The 24,201-nt window shown below is 72.5% G+C and carries 13 protein-coding genes; 8 read left to right on the forward strand and 5 right to left on the reverse strand.

Features of this window, described 5'->3' with window-relative positions; translation table 11 throughout:
- The 8 genes from AB0M79_RS05065 (at position 1) to AB0M79_RS05100 (ending at position 12,840) form a co-directional block, all read left to right on the forward strand.
- Entirely contained in the window at positions 1 to 747 is a 747-nt protein-coding gene (locus tag AB0M79_RS05065) for a DUF6875 domain-containing protein (protein WP_364207919.1), read from the forward strand.
- Complete coding sequence (locus tag AB0M79_RS05070) at positions 744 to 4,046, forward strand: amino acid adenylation domain-containing protein (RefSeq protein WP_364207921.1); 3,303 nt, start codon at positions 744 to 746, stop codon at positions 4,044 to 4,046. The genes AB0M79_RS05065 and AB0M79_RS05070 overlap by 4 nt, the downstream gene beginning before the upstream one ends.
- Before the next feature lie 85 nt (positions 4,047 to 4,131).
- A complete protein-coding gene (locus tag AB0M79_RS05075) occupies positions 4,132 to 8,607 on the forward strand; it encodes an amino acid adenylation domain-containing protein (RefSeq protein ID WP_364208789.1) in 4,476 nt (1,491 codons plus the stop codon).
- Positions 8,600 to 10,069, forward strand: coding sequence for an MFS transporter (locus AB0M79_RS05080; RefSeq protein ID WP_364207923.1), 1,470 nt, complete (start codon positions 8,600 to 8,602; stop codon positions 10,067 to 10,069). The genes AB0M79_RS05075 and AB0M79_RS05080 overlap by 8 nt, the downstream gene beginning before the upstream one ends.
- 26 nt (positions 10,070 to 10,095) lie before the next feature.
- Entirely contained in the window at positions 10,096 to 11,157 is a 1,062-nt protein-coding gene (locus tag AB0M79_RS05085; RefSeq protein WP_364207925.1) for a methyltransferase, read from the forward strand.
- Between the two features lie 181 nt (positions 11,158 to 11,338).
- Positions 11,339 to 11,584: a type II toxin-antitoxin system RelE/ParE family toxin gene (locus AB0M79_RS05090; protein WP_364208792.1), complete on the forward strand. Its 246-nt coding sequence runs from the start codon at positions 11,339 to 11,341 to the stop codon at positions 11,582 to 11,584.
- A 77-nt stretch (positions 11,585 to 11,661) separates the two neighbouring features.
- Positions 11,662 to 11,976, forward strand: a complete 315-nt coding sequence (locus AB0M79_RS05095; protein ID WP_364207927.1) for a helix-turn-helix transcriptional regulator — start codon at positions 11,662 to 11,664, stop codon at positions 11,974 to 11,976.
- 42 nt (positions 11,977 to 12,018) lie between these two features.
- Entirely contained in the window at positions 12,019 to 12,840 is an 822-nt protein-coding gene (locus tag AB0M79_RS05100) for a DNA-formamidopyrimidine glycosylase family protein (RefSeq protein ID WP_364207929.1), read from the forward strand.
- Here AB0M79_RS05100 and AB0M79_RS05105 read toward each other — a convergent pair.
- From AB0M79_RS05105 to AB0M79_RS05125, 5 genes are all read right to left on the reverse strand, one after another.
- Positions 12,833 to 13,069, reverse strand: a complete 237-nt coding sequence (locus AB0M79_RS05105) for a hypothetical protein (RefSeq protein WP_364207931.1) — start codon at positions 13,067 to 13,069, stop codon at positions 12,833 to 12,835. The genes AB0M79_RS05100 and AB0M79_RS05105 overlap by 8 nt on opposite strands.
- Positions 13,070 to 13,197: 128 nt before the next feature.
- Positions 13,198 to 14,931: a BCCT family transporter gene (locus AB0M79_RS05110; RefSeq protein ID WP_364207932.1), complete on the reverse strand. Its 1,734-nt coding sequence runs from the start codon at positions 14,929 to 14,931 to the stop codon at positions 13,198 to 13,200.
- 164 nt (positions 14,932 to 15,095) lie between these two features.
- Positions 15,096 to 17,243, reverse strand: coding sequence for a fibronectin type III domain-containing protein (locus AB0M79_RS05115; RefSeq protein ID WP_364207934.1), 2,148 nt, complete (start codon positions 17,241 to 17,243; stop codon positions 15,096 to 15,098).
- Between the two features lie 163 nt (positions 17,244 to 17,406).
- A complete protein-coding gene (locus AB0M79_RS05120; protein WP_364207936.1) occupies positions 17,407 to 17,937 on the reverse strand; it encodes a hypothetical protein in 531 nt (176 codons plus the stop codon).
- 215 nt (positions 17,938 to 18,152) lie between these two features.
- Positions 18,153 to 23,969, reverse strand: coding sequence for a ThuA domain-containing protein (locus tag AB0M79_RS05125; protein WP_364207938.1), 5,817 nt, complete (start codon positions 23,967 to 23,969; stop codon positions 18,153 to 18,155).
- Positions 23,970 to 24,201: the final 232 nt, after the last annotated feature.

Below are 24,201 nucleotides of genomic sequence, written 5' to 3' on the forward strand. Positions count from 1 at the left end.
GTGCTGACCCATCCCGACCGGCCCGGACTGGCCCTGTTCGAGGCGGCCGACCTGGTCGCCGAACCGCTGCACCCGCGCATCGACGGCATCGCCGACCGGCTGCGCGGGGTGATCCGGTGGGCGCGCGAATACCTCTGCGAACCGCATCCGGACCTCGGCCGCAAGGGGCCGGTGTGCCCGTACGCCCAGGGGTCGCTGGACCGCGGCATCTTCTACCTGGCCGTCTACCGGGGCAGCACCGTCGACCTGGTCGAACTCGACGAACTGCTCGCCGGCTACCGGGACTGGTTCCGGCGGCTCGACCCGATCTCCGGCCCGGCCGCCCAGTTCAAGACGATCCTGGTGACCCTGCCCGACCTGGCGAACGAGACCGCCCGGCCGATCATCGACGCGGCGCAGGAGCGGCTCAAGCCGGCGTACACCGAGCAGGGGCTGATGATCGGCGAGTTCCACGACGGGCCGCCGGCCAAGGGCGGGCTGTGGAACCCGGACTTCCTGCCGTTGAACAGCCCGCTGCCGCTGCTGGCCGTACGCCACATGGTGGCCAACGACTTCCCGTTCCTCGCCGACAACCCGGTGACGCTGGCCGCGTACCTGCGGCACTTCGCGCACGCGGGGTCGGTCGGGTTGCGTGAGCAGGTTGCGGCGGCGGCCGGCCGGTTCGGCCTGACGGTGCCCGAACCGCGTACCGAGCCGGCCCCGCTGCGACGGATGTCAATGAGCGAGCGAATCGAGAAGGTGTCATGACGGCGGACGTTCCGGCCCAGGGCGGCAAGCGGGCGCTGCTCGCGCGGATGCTGACCGAGCGGGCGAAGGCGCCGCGCAGCTACCCGGTGTCGTTCGGGCAGCAGCGGCTGTGGTTCCTCGACCGGTTCCAGCCCGGTGACCCGGTCTACAACATCCCGGTCGCGTTCAAGGTGGCCGGTCCGCTCGACGCCGGCGCGCTGCGGGCCGCCCTGAACGTGGTCGTCGGGCGGCACGGTGCGCTGCGCACCACGTTCGCCGAGGCCGGCGGCGAGCCGGTCCAGGTGGTCCGGCCGTCGGTCGACTTCGACCTGCCGGTGACCGACCTGTCCGGGCATCCGGCGGCGGACCGGGCGGCGGAGGCGGTCCGGCTGGCGTGGGCCGACGCGGCCGCCCCGTTCGACCTGGCCGCCGGGCCGCTGTTCCGGGCCGGGCTGATCCGGGTCGACGAGGAGGAGCACTACCTCACGCTCAACCTGCACCACATCATCTGCGACGCCTGGTCGCTGGGCGTGCTGTTCCGGGAGCTGAGCACGGCGTACGCGGCGATCCTGGCCGGCGAGAAGCCGAAGCTGCCGGAACTGCCGACGCAGTACGCCGACTTCGCCGTCTGGCAGCGCGACAGGCTCGCCGGCGACACCCTGCGCGAGCAGCTCGACTACTGGGTCGACCACCTGCGTGGGGCGCCGGCGCTGCTGTCGCTGCCCACCGACCGGCCCCGGCCGGCGGTCCGGTCCTACCGGGGCGCGCTGCACTACTTCACCCTGCCGAACACCCTGAAGCAGCGGCTGGAGACGTTCAACCAGGCGACCGGCGTCACGATGTTCATGACCCTGCTGGCCGCCTTCCAGGCGGTGCTGTCGCGGCACAGCGGCCAGGACGACATCGTGGTCGGCACCCCGGTCGCCGGTCGTAACCACCCGGACCTGGAAGGGCTGGTCGGCTTCTTCGTCAACACCATCGCGCTGCGGGTGTCGACCGCCGGTTCGCCGTCGCTGCGGGAACTGGTCGGCCGGGTACGGGAGGTGACGCTCGGCGGGCTCGGCCACGCCGACGTGTCGTTCGAGCGGCTGGTCGAGGAGTTGCAGCCGGAGCGCAGCCTCGGCCACTCGCCGGTCTTTCAGGCGCAGATGATCCTGCAGAACGCGCCGAACGACGAACTGGTCTTCGGGTCGGCCACGGCGAACTCGCTGGAGGTCGACAGCGGCAGCGCCAAGTTCGACATCTCGCTGGTCGGCGAGACGATGCCGTCGGGTGCGCTGCGGCTGGCGTTCGAGTACGACACCGACCTGTTCGACGCCGAGACGGTGGCCCGGCTCGGCCGGCACCTGACCGCGCTGCTCGACGCCGGAACGGCCGAGCCGGACCGACCGCTGAACCGGATCCCGCTGCTGACCGGGGTGGAGCGCTGGCGGGCGGTGGTGGAGTGGAACGACACCGAACGCGGCCTGCCGCCGGTCGACTCCATCCTCGACCTGCTCGACGACGAGCCGGCGCAGCCCGGCACCCCGCCGGCGCTGACCGGGCCGGACGGCGCCGTCGACCCGGCCGGGCTGGCGCGGCGGTCGGACCTGATCGCGCACCGGCTCGTCGCGGCCGGGGTCGAGCCGGGTACGCCGGTCGGGCTGTGCCTGGACCGGGGCGTCGACATGGTCGCCGCGGTGCTGGGGGTCTGGAAGGCCGGCGCCGGTTACCTCCCGCTGGACCCGAGCCTGCCCGCCGACCGGCTGCGCTACATGCTGTCCGACTCCGGCGCCCGGGTGGTGGTGACCCAGAACGCGGTCGCGAACCGGCTCGACGGGGCGCTCGACGACGTACCCACGGTCGTGCGGCTCGACGACGGCGCGGGCGGCGACGTCCCGGCCGGCCCGCCGGGCGTCGCGGTCCACCCGGAGGGGCTCGCCTACCTGATCTACACCTCGGGTTCGACGGGCCGGCCGAAGGGGGTGGCGGTGCCGCACCGGGCGGTGGTCAACCTGGTCGCGTCGTTCCACGACGACCTGGATCTCGGGCCGGAGGACGTGTTCGCGGCGGTGACCACGCTGTCGTTCGACATCTCCGTCCTCGAACTGCTGGTCCCGCTGGTGCGCGGCACCCCGCTGCTCGTCGTCGGCACCGACGAGGTCGGCGACGGCCCGGCGCTGCGCCGCCGGCTGGTCGACGCCGGCGTCACCGCGATGCAGGCCACCCCGGCGACGTGGCGGCTGCTGCTGGCCACCGGCGGGGTGCCCGTAGGGCTGCGGCTGCGGCTGTGCGGCGGCGAGGCACTGCCGCCGGACCTGGCCGCCGCCCTGACGACCGACGGCGCCACGCTGTGGAACTGCTACGGCCCGACCGAGACCACGGTCTGGTCGGCGGCGACGCCGGTCGCGCCGGTCGCCGCCATCGACCTCGGCGCCCCGATCGCCAACACCCGGCTGTACGTCCTGGACGAGGCCCTCCAGCCGGTGCCGGTCGGCGTCGTCGGCGAGGTGCACATCGGCGGCGCCGGTGTGGTGCGCGGCTACCACGGCCGGGCCGGCCTGACCGCGGAGCGGTTCCGGCCGGACCCGTTCTCCGACCAGCCCGGTGCCCGGATCTACGCCACCGGCGACCTGGCGCGGCAGCGGTCCGACGGGCGGCTGGAGTTCCTCGGCCGCATCGACCACCAGGTCAAGGTGCGCGGGTTCCGGATCGAGCTGGGCGAGATCGAGGCCGCGCTGCGCGAGCACGAACTGGTCGCGGACGCGGTCGTCGGCACCTGGGCCGGCGAGGGCGGCGACGCCCGGCTGGTCGGGTACGCCGTACCGGCGCCGGGCACCGACCCGGAGGCACTGTGGACGGCGGTCCGGCCCACCCTGGCCGGACGGCTGCCGGAGTATATGATCCCGGCTACCCTGATGCCGCTGACCGCGCTGCCGCTCAACGCCAACGGCAAGGTCGACCGCAACGCGCTTCCCGAGCCGCGGTGGGGTGACCCGGAGGCGGAGCGGGTGCCGCCGCGCGACCCGGTCGAGCGGGTCCTCGCCGAGATCTGGCAGGAGGTGCTGCGGGTCGACGGGGTCGGGGCGTTCGACGACTTCTTCCGGCTCGGCGGGCATTCGCTGCTGGGGGCGCAGGCGCTGAGCCGGATCGGCGCGACGTTCGAGATGGAGGTGCCGATCCGGGTGCTGTTCGAGGCTCCGACGGTGGCCACCATGGCCGGGGCGCTGCGCGACCGCGAGCCGGCCGCCGGGCACGTCGACACGATCGCCGCCCTGCGGCAGGAGGTGGCCGGGCTGTCCACCGAGGAGTTGCGCGCGCTGCTGGGCGAGCAGTCGTGACCGGGGTCAGCGAGGTAGGCATGTCCGGTCCCGGCGAGGTGACGGCGTGACCGACGTCGATCGGGAGCGGCTGATCCGGGAGCTGATGGCCCGGCGCGGGCTGGCGACGGCGGTCCGGCCGGCCGGCATCCCGCGCCGGCCGGCGGATGCCCCGATCCCGCTGTCGCCGATGCAGGAGGGCCTGTGGTTCCTCGACCGGCTGGAGCCGGGCAACCCGGCGTACGTCCTCAGCCAGGCGGCCCGGCTCGGCGGCCCGTTGCGCCACGGGGACGTACAGGCGGCCGTCGACGACGTGGTGGCCCGGCACGAGGCGCTGCGGACGTACTTCACCGAGCGGGACGGCCGGGTCGAACAGGTGGTGCTGCCGGCCGGTGACCCGCGGACCCGGTCGGCCGTCTGCTACGAGGACGTGTCGGATCAGGCCGACCTGGAGGCGGCGATCGTCGCGGCGGCCAGCGCGGAGACCGAGACCGGGTTCGACCTGGGCCGGCCACCGCTGCTGCGGGTACGGCTGTCCCGGCTCGGCGCCGACGACCATCTGCTGGTGGTCAGCCTGCACCACATCGTCGCCGACGACCGCTCGGTCAGTGTGGTGATGACCGAGATCCTCGACGGCCAGCACCGGCACCGCACCGGGGAGGGGGCGGCGGAGCCGCCGGCGGTGCAGTTTCCCGACCATGTGGTGTGGCAGCACGGCCGGATGGCGGCCGGGGCGGCGCGGCAGCAGCGGGAGTTCTGGACGGGGCAACTCGCCGGGGCGACCGGGATGCTGGAGCTGCCCACCGACCGGCCGCGGCCGGCGAAGCAGACGTTCGCCGGAAAGACCCGCTCGTTCCCGATTCCCGACGAGCTGGCCGCCGCGGTCGACGCGCTGGCCAAGCGGACCGGCTCGACCAGGTTCATGGTGTTCCTGGCCGCGACGCAGATCCTGCTGTGCCGGCTCAGCGGCCAGGACGACGTGATCGTCGGCTCGCCGGTGTCGATCCGGCGCGGGCCGGAGCAGGAGTCGATCGTCGGCCTGATGGTCAACAGCCTGCCGCTGCGCACCGACCTGTCCGGCGACCCGACGCTGGCCGAGGCGCTGGGCCGGGTACGGCGGACCTGTGTCGAGTCGCTCGACCACGCCGAGCTGCCGTTCGAGCAGGTGGTCGAGCTGGCGAAGCTGCCCCGCGACCTGAGCCGCAACCCGCTTTTCCAGGTCATGGCCCTGATCAACCCCGGTGGGGTGACCCGGCCGTGGAAGGACCTGACGCTGCGGCCGGTCGGGCTGGCCCGCGACACCGCCCGGATGGACCTGACCGTGGCGGCGTACGAGTTCGCCGGCCGGCTCGCCGGGGTGATGGACTACAACACCGACCTGTTCGACGCGGCGACCATCGACCGTCTCGTCGCCCGGTTCCTGGCGGTGCTGTCGGCGCTGGCCACCGAGCCCGACCGACGACTGTCCACACTGGATCTGACCGGGCCGGCAGAGCTGGCCGACCTGGCCCGCTGGAACGACACCGGCCGCGACTACCAGTCCGGTGCCGGCCTGTACGACCTCTTCGCCGCGCAGGCGGCCCTGGCCCCGGAGGCCCCGGCGCTGCTCGACGCCAGCCCCGACGCGGACGCCGGGACGCGGTCGGCCACCGCCCGCCCGGACGGGTCGGCACCGCCGCCGGCCGTCTCCGACACCCCCGTGGTGACGTACGGCGAACTCGACCACCGGGCCGGCGTGCTCGCCGCCCGGCTGCGGGCCGCCGGGGCACGCCCGGACCGGCCGGTCGCCGTCGCGCTGCCGGCCGGCGTCGCCGCCGTCACCGGCATCCTCGGCGTGCTCCGGGCCGGCGCCGGCTACCTGCCGCTCGACCCGACCCACCCGCCGGCCCGGCTGCGGGCACTGCTCGACGACGCCGGGGTGACCGTGACGGTCACCGGTGCCGCCGGGGCGGCCGCGTTCGCCGGCTGGCCCGGCACCCTGGTCGTGCTCGACGCCGACGGACACCCGACCGGCGACGGGCCGGCGGCCGACCCCGTCCCGGCCGGCGGTCACCCGGACCGGCTCGCGTACGTCATCTACACGTCCGGCTCGACCGGCACCCCCAAGGGCGTCATGGTCGGCCACCGGACCGCCGCCAACCTCGCGCTCGCCTTCGCCGACCTGCACGACATCGGCCCCGGCGACCGGCTGCTGATGCTGCCGCCGCTGAGCTTCGACGCCTCGGTCGGCGACCTCTTCCCCGCCCTGGTCAGCGGGGCCGCCGTGGTCCTGCACCGGGAACCGGCCGCGCTGACCGGTCCGGGCGTGCTCGACCTGTGCCACCGGCACGGCATCACCCTGGTGGACACCGCCGCTCCACTGTGGATTCGCTGGGTGGGTGACCTGGCCACGGCCGGCGACACCGTCGACACCGGGCCGCTGCGGGCGGTCATGGTCGGCGGCGAGGGAGTGCCGCTGTCCGCCGTACGGGATTTCGCCGCCCGCACCAACGGCAAGATCTCGCTGTACAACCATTACGGGCCGACCGAGGCGACGGTCTGCGCCACCACGTACGCCACCGTCGACGGCGCGGAGCTGCCCGGCCTGACCCGGCTGCCGATCGGCCGTCCGGTGCCCAACGTACGGGTGCACGTGCTCGGCCCCGATCTGCGCCCGGTGCCGATCGGCACCCCCGGCGAGGTGTACGTCGGCGGCACCGCACCGGCCCGCGGCTACCTCGGCGCGCCCGGGGTGACCGCCACCCGCTTCGTACCCGACCCGTTCGGCGCTCCCGGCGACCGTCTCTACCGCACCGGCGACCTGGCCCGGCACCGGTCCGACGGCACCCTGGAGTTCCTCGGCCGCACCGACCGGCAGGTCAAGATCCGCGGCCACCGGATCGAGATCGGCGAGGTCGAGGCGGCCTGTGCCGACCTTCCCGGGGTGGCCCGGGCCGCGGTCGTGGTCGCCGACGGCACCGCCGGGCCCCGGCTGGTCGCCTACCTGGTGCCCGGTGCCGGCGACGTCGACGTACCGGCGGCCCGGGCCGCGCTGCGCCGGCGGATGCCGGACCACCTGGTGCCGTCGGCGTTCGTCGTCCTGCCCGACCTGCCGGTCAACCGGCACGGCAAGCTCGACCTGGCCGCCCTGCCCGACCCCGGCGAGGCCGACCGGCCGCCGTACGTGCCGCCGCGCACCGACACCGAACGCGCCGTCGCCGCCGTCTGGTCCGAACTGCTCGACGGCGCGCGGGTCGGCGCGCACGACAACTTCTTCGACCTCGGCGGCCACTCGCTGCTCGCCGCGCCGTTCGTCGCCGCGCTGCGGGCCCGGCTCGGCGTCGACGTCTCGATGCGGGCACTGTTCGACACCGCCGACCTCGCCGGCCTCGCCGCCCTGGTCGACGGCGGTGGCACCGACCGGGCCGCCGCCGGCGTGGAGCTGCTGCGGGCCGAGGCCCGGCTCGGCGACGACCTGCCGGTGCCCGCCGGCGAACCGGCCGCCGTACCGGCCGAGGTGCTCTTCACCGGCGCCACCGGCTTCCTCGGCGCCTACCTGCTCGCCGACTGGCTCGACCACACCGCGGCCACCGTGCACTGCCTGGTCCGGGCCGCGACCCCGGCCGCCGCCACCGAGCGGGTACGCGCCAACCTGCGCAAGTACGGCAAGTGGCGGGACGGGTACGCCGAGCGGATCGTCGGCGTGCCCGGCGACCTCGGCGAACCCCGGCTCGGGCTGACCCCGGCCGGGTTCGACGATCTCGCCGGCCGGCTCGACGCCGTCGTGCACAACGGCGGCGTGGTCAACTTCCTCCAGGCGTATCCGGCGCTGCGGCCGGCGAACGTCGGCGGCACCCTGGAGGTGCTGCGGCTGGCCGGGACCGGCCGGCCGGCCGCCGTCCACTTCGTCTCCACCCTCGGTGTCTTCCTCACCCCGTCGAACACCCTCGGGCTGGTCCGCGAGGGCGACCGGCCGGACGACTGCGAAGGGATCGGCGAGGGCTACAACGCCACCAAGTGGGTCGCCGACGCGCTGGTCCGCGCCGCGCGCGACCGGGGGATGCGGGTCGGTGTGCACCGGCCGGCCCGGATCACCGGCGACGCCGTCTCCGGCACCGGCAACGTCGACGACTACTTCAGCCGGCTGCTGAAGACCTGCGTGCAGCTCGGTGGCGTACCCGACATCGACGACGCCGTCGACCTCGCCCCGGTCGACTACGTCGGTGCCGGCATCGGGCACCTGACCCGGAGCGGGTCGACCGGCGACCACCACTTCTACAACAACCGGACGATCAGCTTCGGCGGCCTCGCCGAGGCGCTGACCAGCTTCGGCTACCCCGCCGAGCTGATGCCGTACGGGACGTGGCGGGCCGCCCTGCTCGACCGGCCGGACGCCGCGCTGGCCGGTTTCGCCCCGATGTTCGGCACGCAGACGCCGGTACGTACCCAGCCGACCTTCGACTGCTCGGCCACCGAGGCCACGCTCGCCGCCGCCGGCATCGTCTGCCCGCCGGCGGACGCGGCCCTGGTGCACACCTACCTGTCGGCGTTCGTCCGGGCCGGCTTCCTCGACCCACCATCTACCGGGAGCAGCAATGGCTGACCTCGCCATCCCCGCCCGCCGGCTGGTCGCCATCTGGCTCGCCCAGCTCCTCTCGCTGATCGGATCCAGCCTCACCGCGTTCGTGCTGGGCGTCTGGGTCTACCAGGAGACCGGGTCGGTCACCCAGTTCGCGATGATCTTCCTGTCCGCGACGCTGCCGGCCGTGCTGGTCGCCCCGTTCGCCGGAGTGCTCGCCGACGGCCGGGACCGGCGCAAGCTGATGCTGGTCAGCGACACCGTCGCCGCGCTCGGCACCGCCGCCCTCGCCCTGCTGGTGGCCAGCGACAACCTGGCGGTCTGGCACATCTACGTCGCCGGTGCGGTCACCGCCGCCGCGTCGACCGTGCAGGGGGTCGCCTACCAGTCGATGACCCCGTCGCTGGTCGGCAAGAAGCACCTCGGCCGGTTCAACGGCCTGATGCAGGTCTCCCGGGCCGTGCAGATCGCCGCCCCGCTGCTCGCCGGCGTACTCGTGGTCACCATCGGTGTCGCCGGCGTGATGGCCATCGACCTGGTCACCTTCGTCATCGCGGCGACCACCCTGATGCTGGTCAGGATCCCGTCCTCGATCACCCGCCCGCCGAAGAGCGGCGACGCGGCCGAACCGCTGCTGCGCCGGGCCGCCGCCGGCTGGCGGCACCTGCGCGACCGGCCCGGACTGCTCCAGCTCATGGTCGTCTTCGCCGTCTACAACTTCCTCTTCGGCATCGCCGGGGTGCTGGTCCAGCCGCTGATCCTGTCGTTCGCCGACGCCGACACCCTCGGCGTGCTGATGTTCGCCGGCGGCGCCGGCCTCTTCGCCGGCAGCCTGGTCATGGGTGCCTGGGGTGGCCCGAAGCGCCGGATCAACGCGGTCTGCGGCGGCCTCGCCGGCGGCGGTGTCGCCCTGGTGCTGCACTCGCTGTCGCCGTCGGCGTGGCTGATCGGCATCGTCGCGCCGCTGTTCCTGTTCATGCTGCCGATCATCAACAGCTCCACGATGACGCTGATCCAGACCAAGACCGAGCCGTCGGTGCTCGGCCGGGTGCTCGCCACCGCCCGGGTGCTCGGCGACGCGAGCGTGCCGCTGGCGTACGTCATCGCCGGCCCGCTCGTCGACGGCTTCTTCGAGCCGCTGCTGCAGCCCGGCGGCGCGCTGGCGGACTCGGTCGGCTCGGTGATCGGCACCGGGCCGGGCCGGGGCATCGCGCTGCTGTTCGTGATCACCGGCTCGGTGATGGTGGTGCTGGCCGCGGTCGCCTGGGCCACCCCCGGCGTACGGCGGGTCGACGACCTTCCCGACGCCCTGCCGGACGAACCGGCGGCCGCTTCCGCCGAGGCCGCCGAACCCGCCGGGGATGTCGTCGGCGCGGCCGCGCCGAAGGCCACCGCACCGGCCGGCCCCGTACCGGACACCGAGCCGGCGCCCGTGCCGAAGCCGGCCGGCGAACCGGAGCCGGACGCCGCACCCGCCACCCGCTGACCAGAACCGCCCGAAGGAGCCCAGCCATGCCGGTGCCGATCCAACCCGACGAACTCAAGCAGTTCGTCGAAACCGACGAGGCGCCCGCCGCGTACCTCGACCTGCTCAACGCGGTGTCGTTCCGGACCGCCGGCGCCGGCCTGCGGCTGGGCGTCTTCGAGGCGCTCGCCGACGGGCCGCTGCCTCTCGACGCGCTCGCCGAGCGCACCGGCACCGACCGGCTCGGCCTGCGCCTGCTGGTCGAGGCCCTGGCCGGGTACGGCTACCTGGAGCGCACCGACGCCGGCTACGCCAACAGCGCCAACACGACCCGCTGGCTGCTGCGCTCCGCGCCGGGCACCTTCGCCCCGGTGCTGTCGTTCTGGTCGGCGCTGGTCACGCACTGGTGGCACGACCTGGAGGAGTCGGTGCGGCGCGGCGGTCCGACCGGTGACTTCTACGCCTGGCTGGAGACCCGCCCGGACACCCTGGCCGACTTCCAGACCATGCTGCGCCGGCTCGCCGACTGGCTCGGCGAGGAGATCGTCCCGCTGGTCCCGCTCGGCGCCGGCGCGACCAGCCTCGTCGACCTCGGCGGCGGCCACGCCAGCTACTCGGTCGCTTTCCTGCGCGCCAACCCGGGACTGCGGGCCACCGTCGTCGACCTGGAGGGCGCGTTGCGCCAGGGCGCCCAGACGGTGGCGACCGCCGGCGTCGCCGAGCGGGTCGACCTGCGCCCCGGCGACCTCTTCGGCACCGAGATCGGCACCGGCCACGACCTGGTGCTGCTGTTCAACATCGTGCACGGCTACCAGCGCGACGACGTGCTCACCCTGCTGCGCCGCGCCGCCGCCGCGCTGCGCCCCGGTGGCCGGGTGGCACTGCTCGAACCGCTCGCCGACGTACCGGAGCGCCCGCCGGGGGTCGGCGAGTCGTTCGTGCGGATGTTCAGCCTCAACCTGTTCCACACCCAGGGCGGCCGGGCGTACGGCCTCGACGAGCTGACCGACCTGCTGGCCGAGGCCGGCTTCACCGACGTACGGCAGACCCTGCTGACCCGCTCCGACACCGACCACCTGGTCGTCGCCACCCTCCCGGCCGGCGACTGACGACCTGAGCGTGAGTGGGGTCATGCCGCGCGAATAACCCCGCTCACGTTCAGTTCGCCGCCGTCCCTTCCAGCTCTCCCTGTTGATGTTTAGGCAGAGCTATAGTCTGGTCGTGGTGAAGCACACCTCCCGGCGGTGGACGATCAAGACGACGGCCGAGGTGCGCCAATGACTGCGCTCCCTGCGTCAGACCGACCCCGAGACATACCACTCGGTCAGCGTCGCGATCGACATGCTCGCCGAGGTCGGTCCCGGACTCGGTCGGCCGCTCGTCGATTCGCTCCGGGAATCGAGGATCGGCAACCTGAAGGAGCTACGGCCCAGGTCCGGCCGTGAAATCGCGATCCGGGTGCTCTTCGTGTTCGACCCTTGGTCGCAAGCGGTGCTGCCGGTGGGCGGCAACAAGGCCGGCAACTGGGCACGGTGATACAAGACCGCGATCCCGGCCGCGGAGATCGCCTACGAAACCTGGCTGGCGTTCGAACGGAAGCGGAGGGAGGAATCGTGACAGAGTTTTACGACTGGGAGGACATCCGGGCCGAGTTGGACGACGGAGACAGCGACGCGCTTGACACGGAGCGCGCCCGCACCGAGGCCTGGGTCAGCGCGTTCCACCTCGCGGAAGAGCGCAAACGACTCGGACTCACCCAACGGGAGGTCGCCGACCTCATGGGCGTCACCCCGGGTCGGGTCAGCCAGATCGAGAACGGGGATCTCGACGCCAACGAGGTTGCCACCCTGAGCCGGTACGCACGGGCGCTGGGCGCCCGGATGCGGATCATCTTCGACTACGGGAACGACCTCCGCCAGATCGCGTGACGGATCAGCGGGGGTGTGGCTGATGTGCGGCAGGATTGACGGGTGCCCGAAGGCGACACCGTCTGGAACACGGCCCGCGTGCTGGAACGCGCGCTGGCCGGCCGGCCCCTGACCGGGTCGGACTTCCGGGTGCCGCGACTGGCGGCCACCGACCTGACCGGGTGGGCGGTGCTGGAGTCCGCCAGCCGGGGCAAGCATCTGTTGCTGCGGCTGCGCCACCCCGACTCCGACCGCCGGCTCACCCTGCACTCGCATCTGCGGATGGACGGGACCTGGCGGACGTACGCCCCCGGCCAGCGCTGGACGGCCCGGCCGGCGCACCTGATCCGGGTGGTGCTGCGGACCACGGACGCGGTCGCGGTCGGATACCACCTGCACGACATCGCCGTGGTACCGACGGGTCAGGAGTCGAGCCTCGTCGGCCATCTCGGGCCGGACCTGCTCGGCGCCGACTGGGACGCGGCCGAGGCTGCCCGCCGGCTGGCCGCCGCCCCGGCGGTCGAGATCGCCGACGCGCTGCTCGACCAGCGCAACCTCGCCGGCATCGGCAACCTCTACAAGGCCGAGGCGCTGTTCCTGCGGGGGCTGTGGCCGTGGACCCCGGTCGGCGAGGTGCCGGACCTGCCGGCCCTGGTCGGGCTGGCGCAGCGCCTGCTCGCCTCGAACCGGGGCCGCTGGCTGCAGACCACCACCGGCTCGCTGCGCCGCGACGAGGCCAACTACGTGTACGGCCGGGCCGGCCGGCCCTGCCACCGCTGCGGCGCCCTGGTCCGCCGTGCCGACCAGGGCGAACGGATCACGTTCTGGTGCCCCACCTGCCAGCCCGGACCCGGCACCGGGCCGAGCCGGTCCGGGATCAGGTGAGGGTGGCGTAGTACCAGCCGGGGATGGGGTCGTTGCGGTACTGGCAGTCGATGGTCCGGGGGACGGGGGCGCCGCTGGTCATGAGGTCGTTGTACGCGGCCTCGCACTCGTAGTAGCCGTACGGCCCGTACCAGGTCGTCACGTAGGCCTGGGCGGGAACGGCGGTGACGGCCACGGTGGCGGCGGTGGCGGTGGCCAGGGCCAGGATGCGGCGGATCGACGGGCGCATGGCGGCCTCCGGGGCGTCGCACGATCATGTATCGATCATCATATATTCAATGGAGTCGGTCGTTACAGAGTGGGCACGCGGGCGTCGGTCGCCCCGAGCACGTACGGCGGGCCGCCCACGGGGCCGGATCATGGTCGCGGGCGCTCGGGGTTCTCCCGGTCGTCGGGTTCCTCCGGCCGGCGCAGGACATACCAGCGGCGTACCGGGCGGGTCCGCGGTATCCGCTCCTCCTGGTAGGAACGGGCGGTACGGACCGCCTCGGCCAGGCCGTGCGGGCGGGTCCGCCGTGGTCCGCCGCCGGCCATCGGGTCGGCCGCCATCTCCTTGAGCAGCGCGACCGCCAGCCCGAGCATCACCACGACGAACGGCAGCGCGACCATGATGGTCGCCTGCTGGAGTCCGCCCAGGCCGCCGGCGACCAGCAGCACGGCGGCGACGGCGCCGATCATGACCCCCCAGAGCACGGTCAGCGCCCGGTGCGGATACAGCGCGCCCCGGGAGGAGAGCGAGCCGAGCACCAGGGAGGCGGAGTCGGCGCTGGTGACGAAGAAGATCCCGATCAGCACCATGGCCACCACGCTGGTGACGGCGGCCAGCGGCAGCGTGTCGAGCAGTCCGAAGAGGGCCTGTTCCGTGCCTGCCTCGACGTCGGCGACGAGGTCACGCGACCCGGTGGTCTGGGCCCGCAGGGCGCTTCCGCCCATCACCGCGAACCAGACCGCGCTGGCGCCGCTGGGCACCAGCAGCACGCCGACCAGGAACTGCCGTACGGTCCGGCCCCGGGAGATCCGGGCGATGAAGGTGCCGACGAACGGTGCCCAGGAGATCCACCACGCCCAGTAGAAGATGGTCCACACGCCGAGCCATTCCGAGCCGGCGAACGCCCCGGTACGGGTCGAGATCTCGACCAGGCCGGCGAGGTAGTTGCCGACCGCGGCGGGGAGTACGTCGAGGATGTAGACGGTGGGCCCGACCACGAAGACGAAGAACATCAGCGCCACCGCCAGCACCACGTTGGTGGTGGAGAGCCACTTGATCCCCTTGTGCAGCCCGGAGAAGGCGGAGACGACGAAGGCCAGGGTGAGCGCGCCGATGACGATCAACTCGACCGAGACGGCCTCTTCGACACCGGCGACGATGTGCAGGCCGGCGGCGATCTGCAACGCTCCCAGGCCGAGGCTGGTCGCGGTGCCGAAGACCGTGGCGAAGATCGCCAGCAGGTCGATGGCCTGCCCGGCGACACCGTCGGCGCGCTTGCCGATCAGCGGGTGGAAGGCGGCGGAGATCCGGTTGCCGCGCCCCTTGCGGAAGGTGGCGTAGGCCAGCGCCAGCCCGGCGACGGCGTAGATGGCCCACGGGTGCAGGGTCCAGTGGAAGAGCGTGTACTGCATCGCGACCGAGGCGGCCGCGCCCGTCTCGGGCGCCACCCCACTGGCCGGGGGCGGGACCCGGAAGTGGTCGATCGGCTCGGCGACCGCGTAGAAGACCAGGCCAATCCCCATTCCGGCGCTGAACATCATGGCGATCCAGGCCAGGTTGCTGAACTCCGGCTCGTCGTCGTCGCGGCCGAGCCGGATCCGCCCGAACCGGCTGAGCGCGATCACGATGGCGAGCACCAGGAAGGCGTTGGCGGCGATGACGAAGAACCAGCCGAAGGTGGCGATGGTCCAGTCGAGTCCGCGCGCGCCGAATGCGCCGAGCGACTCCTGGGAGAAGATCCCCCACAGCACCACCGCCAGCACCCCGAGCAGGCCGACCCCGACGACCACCGGGTCCGGGGTACGCCGTTCGCCCGCCGCCTGACGTACCGCTTCCTCGGCCGGCTCCACTCGCTCGTCGGGAGTCGCCGGTTCGCCGCTCATGCCGGGTTCACCGCTGCGTCCACCATAAGAGCGTTATATCGGGCAAATGGCAGGCAAGACAATGGAACGGACATTTGCCCGATAGTGGCGAGTCGGAACAGCGCGGCCGGTGGGACCACGCGTACGCGGTCCCGCCGGCCCGGGTTGCCGGTCAGGCGGTCGGATCAGCCGCCGGCCCGCTGGTCGAGGTGGCCTTCCTTGTGGCCGAGCACGATCGTCGGGTAGTTGAAGGCGACCCGCCTGGTGTTCGGATCGATCACCTGAATACGGGCCAGGGTGCAGTGCTCCGGCCGGATGAGGGTCCGGCCGCCGGAGGGCACGTCGGCGATCTTCTTGATCGGGTTGCCCTGAAGGTCGAAGTACCAGGCCTCCAGCTGGTACCAGCCGGTGTTGGTGAACTCGAGCGCACCGAGCAACGGGTACTGGCTGACCCGCTGCACGCCGACGGTCGCCGTGGTCGTACGGCCGTCCGGGCCGTACGCGGTCAGCGTGTAGGCGACGTTGCCGTCGTGGGTGCCGCCGGCGACCTCACCCGTCCAGCTGGCGACCGTGTTCTGGGTCTTGTCGTACAGGGTGGCGTCACCGCGCTTGACCACCACCCGGTTCGCCCCCGTGGTCCGCCAGCTCAGGGTGATCTTCGCGTTGACGCAGGCCTGCACCGCCGCCGGCGACGAGGTGAAGCTCTCGACCTTCGGGGCGCCCTTGGTCCACGCGGTGCCGTTGAGGCTCTCCCCGGCGTCGTGGCCGGCCCTGCGCGGCAGCACACCGAACTCGTAGTGGGTCGACGACGTCAGGCCCTTGATGGTGTACGTCATCACGCCGGCGCCCGGGTTGGCCGGGATGGTGACGTTCTTCCAGGTCTCCTCGCCGACCGGGCGCCATCCGACGACGTAGTTGTCCTCGCCCTCGGCGTTGTCGTTCCACCGGATCTGCAGCGACGCCTCCCCCTCGGCGACCACGGTCAGGCCGCTCGGTTTCGGCAGCGCCGGGTGGAGGGTGGTGGCACAGGTCTCCGACGCGGCCTGGGACGCCTCGTTGAACGCGATCACCCGGTAGCAGTAGCGGGTGGCCGGGGTGACGTCGCGGTCGGTCAGCCAGCGGATGTCGGCGCGCCCACGGTAGATCTCCTGCCACGCGCCACCGGTCGACCTCTCGACCCGGTAGCCCGTCACACCGGTGGTGTTGCCGGCCCACCTCAGGGCGATCGAGGTGGAGTAGATGGACCACTGCCCGAACGGCTCGATCACCGGCGTGGGGACCGGCACCGGGACCGTGTAGTCGCGGCAACCCAACTGGACCCGGTCGTTTCCGCCGTGCGAGCGGTTGACGGCCTGGACACAGATGGTGTGCGCTCCCGGCCGCATCGTCGCCGGCAGGTCCGTCACGTCGAACCCGTGTGCCGGGCCGTACTCCGGGCCGAGTTCCGGCCGGTGGGCACTCGCGGTCACCGTACGCACCAGGGCGCCGTCTTCGTAGATCTCGACCTGCACCGGGGCGCGGGGTTCGTCGGGGTCGACTGCCCAGCCCCGGACCCGGACGGTGCCGCCGACGCGGGTGACCTCGTCGACGGTGCCGATCGGGTCGTGCCGCACCGTGTACGTACGGCAGCCGAGCTGGGTGTTGACGCTGCCCGCGCCGACGTTGACGGCCCGGACACAGACGGTGTGCTCCCCGTCGGACGGGTGTTCGGGCAGTTGGACGGTGAAGCCGTGGGCGGTGCCGTAGGCGGCGTACCCGGCCGGCGCGGTGGCCAGCGCCCGGTTCGCCCGGGTGGTGGCGACCAGCGAGCCGTTCTGGAGAACCTGCACGTCGACCGCACCGGCGGTGTCCGGGTCGAGGGCCCAGCCGTGCAGCGTGACGGTGGTTCCGGACCGGTCGATCCGGTCGAACGAGCCGACCGGGTCGACCCCGACGGCCAGCGGTACGCAGCCGATCCCCACGTCGTGGCCGGGCCCGTTGTTGATCGCCGTGGCGCAGACGTTGCCGCCGACGACCGCCGGCACCGTGCCGGAGAACCGGCCGTCGGCACCGGCCGTCACCGAACCGGCCTTCTTACCGCCGATGGTGATGTCGACCCGGACGTTGCCGCCGTCCGGGTCCTCGGCCTGACCCGTCACGGCGACGCCGGCCGGCACCCGGGTCGCGGTGCCGAGCTTCCCTCTCGGGGGCAGCCCGGGTCCGCCGGTGTCGCAGGCCGGCGGGGGTTTCGGCCGGTCGCACATGGGACTGGCGTGGGCCGGGGCCACCTGCGCCAGCATCCCCCCGGCCGCGGCCACCGCCGCGACGACCGCGGCTTGGATGAGTCTTCTCACGTCGTCCCTCTCTCGTGGAGAGGGCGGTGCCCCCCGGTCCGCCCGAAACCGCTCCGTCCACTTCAGACGGTGTGTCGGTTCCAGTCCAGCGTGACAGGGGTGTGGCCAGGACACTCGTAACTATCGACTGGCCGACAGGTGACCGGTGCCACTGACCGGCGGCTCAGCGACGGGCACGCACCGGTACGAGACGGCGCCGGTTCACCACGGCCAGGCCCACGGCGCCGACGACCACCACCGCCGCTCCCCCGACAAGCCACCATCGCATCCCGGACCCCTCCCCGGCGTCCGCGGCGGCCGGCCCGGCCGCGCCGGGCGGAGCCTCCTGCGGTACGCGGGCCCGCACCGACGTGGTGACCCGGGTCGGGTTCGGCGGCGGCGTGTCGACCGTGATCTCCCAGTCGCCGGGCGAGAGCAGCGATCCGACCCGGTAGAAACCGAGCCCCTCGTTCGACGGGCCGACCTGCACCGGCCCGACCATCCGACCGCCCTCGCCGGTGCCGTTAAGGACCAGCCGCATGCCGTTGTCGACCGGGTGGCCGTCCTCGTACCGGGCCTGGATGGTCACCCCGGCACCACCGTCACCGGCCACCTCGAGCGTGACCTTGCCACCGTGCGCGGCGGCCGGCTGGCCACCCACCGCGACGAGCGGGGCGGCCAGCAGGGTGACGAGGACGATTCTGAGCAGTCGCATCTGACCAAACCTCCAGTGGCGCCGGGTGGCGCCGTGGCCGGGATGCGGGGCGGCCGTCCGGCGACCGCCCCGCACCTCCTTGCTCTTGCAGGCCGCCTGCCGGCGACCGAACTTCCCCTTGCAAGCCGCCTGCCGGCGACCGAACTTCCCCTTGCAAGCCGCCTGCCGGCGACCGAACTTCCCCTTGCAAGCCGCCTACCGGCGACCGGTGGTTCCTAGAGCTTGCCGCCGGGGGCGATCCGGGTCGGGTCCTCGGCCACCCGGCCGGCCCCCTTCACGGACTTCCCGTCGTTGGCCCTGACGCCGGCCGTACTGGCCGAACCGCCCAGCCGGACGATCATCGCGTCGGTGTCGCGGACGAGCACCGCGCGCACCTCGGCGTCGGTCACCAGCGCGGTGTCCGACGCCAGCCCCCGGAACGCGGTGAGCTGCTGGATCGCCCGGTTGTCACGCCCCTCGGCCTCGGACAGCCGGGCGTTGGCCAGCTTGTTCGTGAGCTGCCGGTGGGCCTTGTTCGACAACCGCCCGGTGGCCTTGAACCGGTCGATCAGGTTCTGCATGTCGCGGAACGAGGTGGTGACGAAGAACCGTACGGTCGAGGTCGTCTCGTTGCCGGCCTTGTCCGTGGCGGTGACGGTCAGCTCGTGCATGCCGAGGGTCAGCTCGTACATGGCCTGGAGCGTCCCGCTGTGGTACGTCACCCCGTCGAGCTTCCCGACGGTGGCCTCGATGCCGCTGGTGGGGTCGACGGCCGCGAAGGTGACCCGGACGTCCTGGCTGTCCCCGTAGAGCTGGCCGTCGGCGAGCCCCGCGACGATGACGGTCGGCTTCGTACCGTCGATCTTGATGATCGCGGACTTGAGCGTCTCGACGTTGCCGGCGGCGTCGGTGGCCCGGTACAGCAACTCGTGCTGTCCGTCGCCGCTGACGTCGACCGGTTCGGTGTACGGCGTCCAGTCACCGCCGTCGAGCGCGTACTCGACCTTGGTGACGCCCGAGCCGGTCTCGGTCGTGGTGAGGGTGACCGGGACGGTGCCGGCGTGCCAGCCGTTGTCGTTCGACGGGGCGAACTCGGCCGCCGTCACCGGCGCGGTGGTGTCGATCCGGACCTCGACGGTCTTCGTCTCCTCCACGTTGCCGGCCTCGTCGGTCGACCGGAAGCGCAGCTCGTGGCTGCCGTCCCCACTGATCACCACCGGTTCGGTGTACGCCGTCCAGCCGGTCTCGTCGTCGAGCTGGTACTCGGTCGACGCGACGCCGCTGCCGCCGGCCTCGTCGGTGGCGGTGAGGGTGACGGTGGCCGGGCCGGTGTACCAGCCGGCGGTCACCGGCCCGTCGACGGTGCCGGTGGTGACCGGCGCGGTGCCGTCGGCGGTTTCCGTGGTCAGCCGGAAGTAGTCGAACGACGCGGTCTTCGACGCCGTCTGGTTGGCGCCGAGGGTGAACAGACCGACGTTCGGGGTGGCCCCGACGGCGGCGTTCGTCAACGGCTCGAAACTCGTCCACTCCTGCCCGTCGAGCGAGTACGACGCGGTGTAGACGTTCCCGGTCCGGCTCAGCCGCAGGTGCCACACCGAATCGGTGAGGTTCGTGACCTGGGGCTGCGGGTTCTGGACCACCGACCCGATCTCGCTGCGGAACTCGATCCGGCGCGAGACCGGCTGACCGGGGGTGTTGTCGACGATGTAGTCGAGCTTCAGGTAGTTGTCGTCGTCGGCGTGCACGATGAGGCCGGCCTGCTGGTACTGCTCGTTCAGCAGGCTGCCGTCGACCTTCGTCTCCAGGGTCCAGTCACCTTCCGGCGCGCCCTGCATGATGAAGTTCGTCGGCCCGGTGTTGCTGCCGGTGTAGATGTCACCGTTCGGTACGTCGATCCGCAGCGACCCGCCCTCGAGCCGGTAGGCGGTCGCGTCCTCGCGCAGGATCGCGTCCCACCGGCACTTGTCCAGTGCGGTGCCGTCGAACTCGTCGGACGGCTCGACCGGTCCGGCCGGCTCGTCCGGGGTGATCTGGAACCAGTCGAAGTGGGCTTCGACCACCGGCGCGGTGGTGCCGCCGTTGAGCGCGAACAGGCCGATCTTCGGGTTCTCGATGCCGGCGAGCGCGGCCGACCGGCCCACCGGGGTGAAGTTCTGCCCGTCGCCGGACGCCTCGGCGGTCAGCGTCGTACCGTCGCTGATGATCCGCAGGTACACGGTGTCACCGGCCGGCGCCGGCGCGGCGTCGGCCCCCTCGTTGCGCGGGGTGCCGGCGGTCTGCCGGATGAACTCGATCTTCCGGGAATCGCCGAAGAGCAGGTCGAGCTTCGCCCAGTTGGCGTCGTCGCCGTAGACGATGAGGCCGGCCTGCTGGTAGTTGGCGGTGACCGGCACCGTCACCTTCGTCGTCGCCTGCCAGGCCCCGCCGGGCGCCGGCTGGAGCACGATGTTGGTGGCGTCGGTCCGGGCGCCGTACAGGTCGCCGACCGAGGTCGGCAGCTTCAGCACGCCGTCCGCGACCGAGTAGAGCTGGTTCTCCCGTACGACGGTGGTCCACCGGGTCTTGTCGAGCGAGTTGCCCGCGAAGTCGTCCGAACGCGCCCCGAAGCAGGACGTGTTGGGCGCCTCGGCGCGGACGGTGGTGCTGGCGTACGCCTTGGCGCCCCGCGCGTCGGTGACGGTGAGGGTGGCGGTGAACGTGCCCGGCACGGTGTAGGTGTGGGTGGCGTTCGCCGTGGTGGCCGAGCCGCCGTCGCCGAAGTCCCACTGGTACGTCAGCGGGGATTCGCCCTCGGGGTCGGTCGCCGTCCCGGTGAAGTTCACGGTCAGCGGGGCGGTGCCGGTGGTCGGGTCGGCGGTGACGGTCACCGTCGGCGGGGCGTTCTCGGTGACGCCGCGGCCGAGGAAGTCGACCCAGTTGACGTTGAACAGCGAGTTGGCGCCGCCGCTCGGATGCTTGGCGACGAAGAACAGCGGTGCGCTGCCCGCCGGCGGGTCGGTCAGGTCGACCGTGACGTCGGTGTACGTCTGCCAGGCGCCGGTCCCGGGCACCGTGGCGGTGACCAGCAGCGGACCGTCGACGGCGCCGCTGCGGACCTGGATCAGGCCGCCCTGTTCGGCGGACGCGACCCGGAACCGGAGCTGGTCGATGCTGTACAGGCTGGCGGGCGCGACCGACCACCAGTCGCCGTCCTCGATGAAGCCGATGTTCTGGAAGCCGCCGGCGGTGTCGCCGGTGGTCTCCTTCTGCACGCCCGGGTCGCCGCCTCCGGTGCCGTCGGCGGTCCGGCCGGTGGCGGTGAAGTACTCGGCCTGCTTGCGCTTGGGCTGCAACCGCTCGATGGACCGGCCGGTCAGCGGGCTGGCACCGCCGACGCCGCCGTTGTCGGTGTAGCTGGCCTCGAAGACCGCGAACACGTTGGCCTCGGCACCGTGCCCGGCGGCCAGCGACGTCTGCACCGTGCCGGTGCAGCCGTGGTAGGTGTCCAGCGGGTGGGAGTGCTCGTCGTGCCCGAGGAACGACTGCAGGACGACCCGGTCGCAGTCGATCTCGCCGTCCTCGGGGTCGGTGACCCGCACGGTGTATTCGACCTGGTCGCCCCAGTCGAAGAAGCCGCCGTCCGGCGGGAACTCGATGGTCACCGTCGGCGCGGTGTTGCCGACCGTGACGGGCACGTTCGCGACCGCGTCGCGGCCCTTCTCGTTGGTGACGGTGAGCTGGGCGGTGTAGTTGCCCGGCTCGGCGTACGTGTGTGCCGGGTTGGCGGCGGTCGAGGTGCCGCCGTCGCCGAACGTCCAGGCGAAGGTGATCTGGCCGCCGTCCGGGTCGCGGGAGCCGGCGCTGGAGAACTGTACGGCCAGCGGCGCCTGCCCGGACGTGGGCTCGGCGCTGGCGACCGCGATCGGGGCCCGGTCACCGGCGATGTAGTCGATCCGGTAGACGCCGGAGTTGTCGTTGTTCCCGCCGAACCCGCTGCCCCACTCGATCATGTAGAGGGCGCCGTCGGGGCCGAACTCGAAGTCCATCGGGCGGATGAACTCCATGCCGGTCAGCAGGTTGTTGATGTCGACCAGTTCGGTCGCGTCGGCACTGACCTGGAACGTGTACATCTTGGACTGGTTCCACTCGCCGAACAGCGCCTTGCCGTCGAAGTACGCCGGCCACTTGGTGTCGGAGGCCAGTTCGGGGTCGTACCGGTAGACCGGGCCGCCCATCGGCGCGCCGCCGCCACCGATCTCCGGGTAACGCGGGTCGGGGCTGTAGCCGTAGTCGACGGTGGCCGGGATCGCCGGCGGCAGGTTGGTCAGGCCGGTGTTGTTCGGCGAGTTGTTCACCGGCGCCGCGCAGTCGAACTTCGCCCCGCTCGGTCCGGACGGGAACGTGAAGTCGTTGTACGCCAGGTTGCTGCCGTGACAGTACGGCCAGCCGAAGTTGCCGGGCGCGTCGACGACGTTCCACTCGACCCGGCCCTCGGGTCCCCGGTTGGGGTTGGCGGTGCCGGCGTCGGGGCCGTAGTCGGCGACGTAGAGCACGCCGGTCTGCTGGTCGATGCCGATCCGGAACGGGTTGCGGAAGCCCATCGCGTAGATCTCCGGGCGGGTCTGCGCGGTGCCGGCCGGGAACAGGTTGCCGGTCGGCACGGTGTAGCCGCCGGCGTCCTCCGGGTGGATCCGCAGCACCTTGCCACGCAGGTCGTTGGTGTTGCCGGAGCTGCGCTGGGCGTCGTAGTCCTGCCGGCCCGGCCGCTCGTCGATCGGGGTGTAGGCGCTGGACTCGAACGGGTTGGTGTTGTCGCCGGTGGCCAGGTAGAGGTTGCCGTCGGCGTCGAAGACCATGCTGCCGCCGGCGTGGCAGCAGGTGTTGCGCTGGGTGTCGACCTGGATGACGACGCTCTCGCTGGCCGGGTCGATGGTGGTGCCGGTGACCGTGAAGCGGGAGAGCAGGTTGCGCGGGCCGCCGCCGGCCGGCGCGTAGTAGAGGTAGATCCAGCCGTTGGTGTCGAAGCCGGGGTCGAGCCGCAGCCCGATCAGGCCGTCCTCGTTGCCGGTGAAGACCGGCAGGGTCATCGCGGTGCTGGTCAGCCCGGTCTCGGGGTCGATCACCTGGACCCGGCCGTCCCGCTCGGCGTAGAAGACCCGGCCGTCGCCGGCGACGTCGAGTTCCATCGGGTTGTTGGTGTTGCTGTCCAGACTGATCTTCTCGAAGCTGTCGTCCAGCGTGGCCCGGCAGTCGGCGTCGACGGCACCGGCGGCGGTCTGGATGCCGCCGAGCAGGTGCGCGACGAACTCCGGTTCGGTGTACGACTCGTTGGTGTGGCCGCCGCCGGTGTACCAGGCCCGGCCGCCGTCGTAGTCGTGGCACCAGGCGATCGGGTGGTCGGCGCCCATCGCCCCGGCCCCCGGGGTGTACGTCCGCTCGTCGAGGCTGGCGAGCACGTGTACGTCGCCGCGCGGGTTGGTCTGGAAGTTGTACCACTCGTCGTAGCGGGACCAGTTCGCCGGCAGCGCCGCCGTGGACGGGTGCGCCGGGTCCTCGACCTTGATGGTGGCCTGCTGGTTGGCCGGGTGGGCGGAGAAGTACGCGCCGACGAGGCCGCCGTACCACTCCCAGCTGTATTCGGTGTCGGAGGCGGCGTGCACGCCGACGTAGCCGCCGCCGGCCCGCACGTACCGCTCGAACGCGGCCTGCTGGTCGGGGTCGAGGACGTCGCCGGTGGTGGACAGCCAGATCACCGCGGCGTACCGGGCGAGGTTGGCGTCGGTGAACGCGGCACCGTCCTCTGTGGTGTCGACGGTGAACCCGTTGTCGGCGCCGAGTTGCTGGATCGCGGCGATGCCGGCCGGGATCGAGTCGTGGCGGAACCCGGCCGTCTTGGAGAAGACCAGGACCGAGTACGGGTCGACCGCCGTCACGGCGCGCGTGGGTACGGGCGCGGCGGAGGCGGGTGCCGGGCCGGCCACCACGCCGGTCGCGGCGAGCGCGAGGGCGACGGTGCCGGTGAGCAGGAGGCGGGTCAGGGCGCGCGGTGATCGCGATCGGCGCGTTGGGGACACGGGGATCTCCATCATCTGTCGAGGACAGGGATGAGTCCCGTCGCCAGCTCGCCGAAGGGCCGGAGTCGGGTGGTGGGGTTCAGGCGCGCGCGACCCGCCGAGGTCGCCCGCTCCATTTTGTAGGGTGGTTGAACAAATTAGCCCCGGTACGCCCCGACGGCGCAAGACATAGACAAGCCAACATTGGTAACGGTTACGTAAACACAAGATCGGCTTGATCGATTCGCCGGAT

Origin of the sequence: Polymorphospora sp. NPDC051019 (assembly GCF_040683055.1) — a bacterium.
GTDB classification, from domain to species: Bacteria; Actinomycetota; Actinomycetes; order Mycobacteriales; family Micromonosporaceae; genus Polymorphospora; species Polymorphospora lycopeni.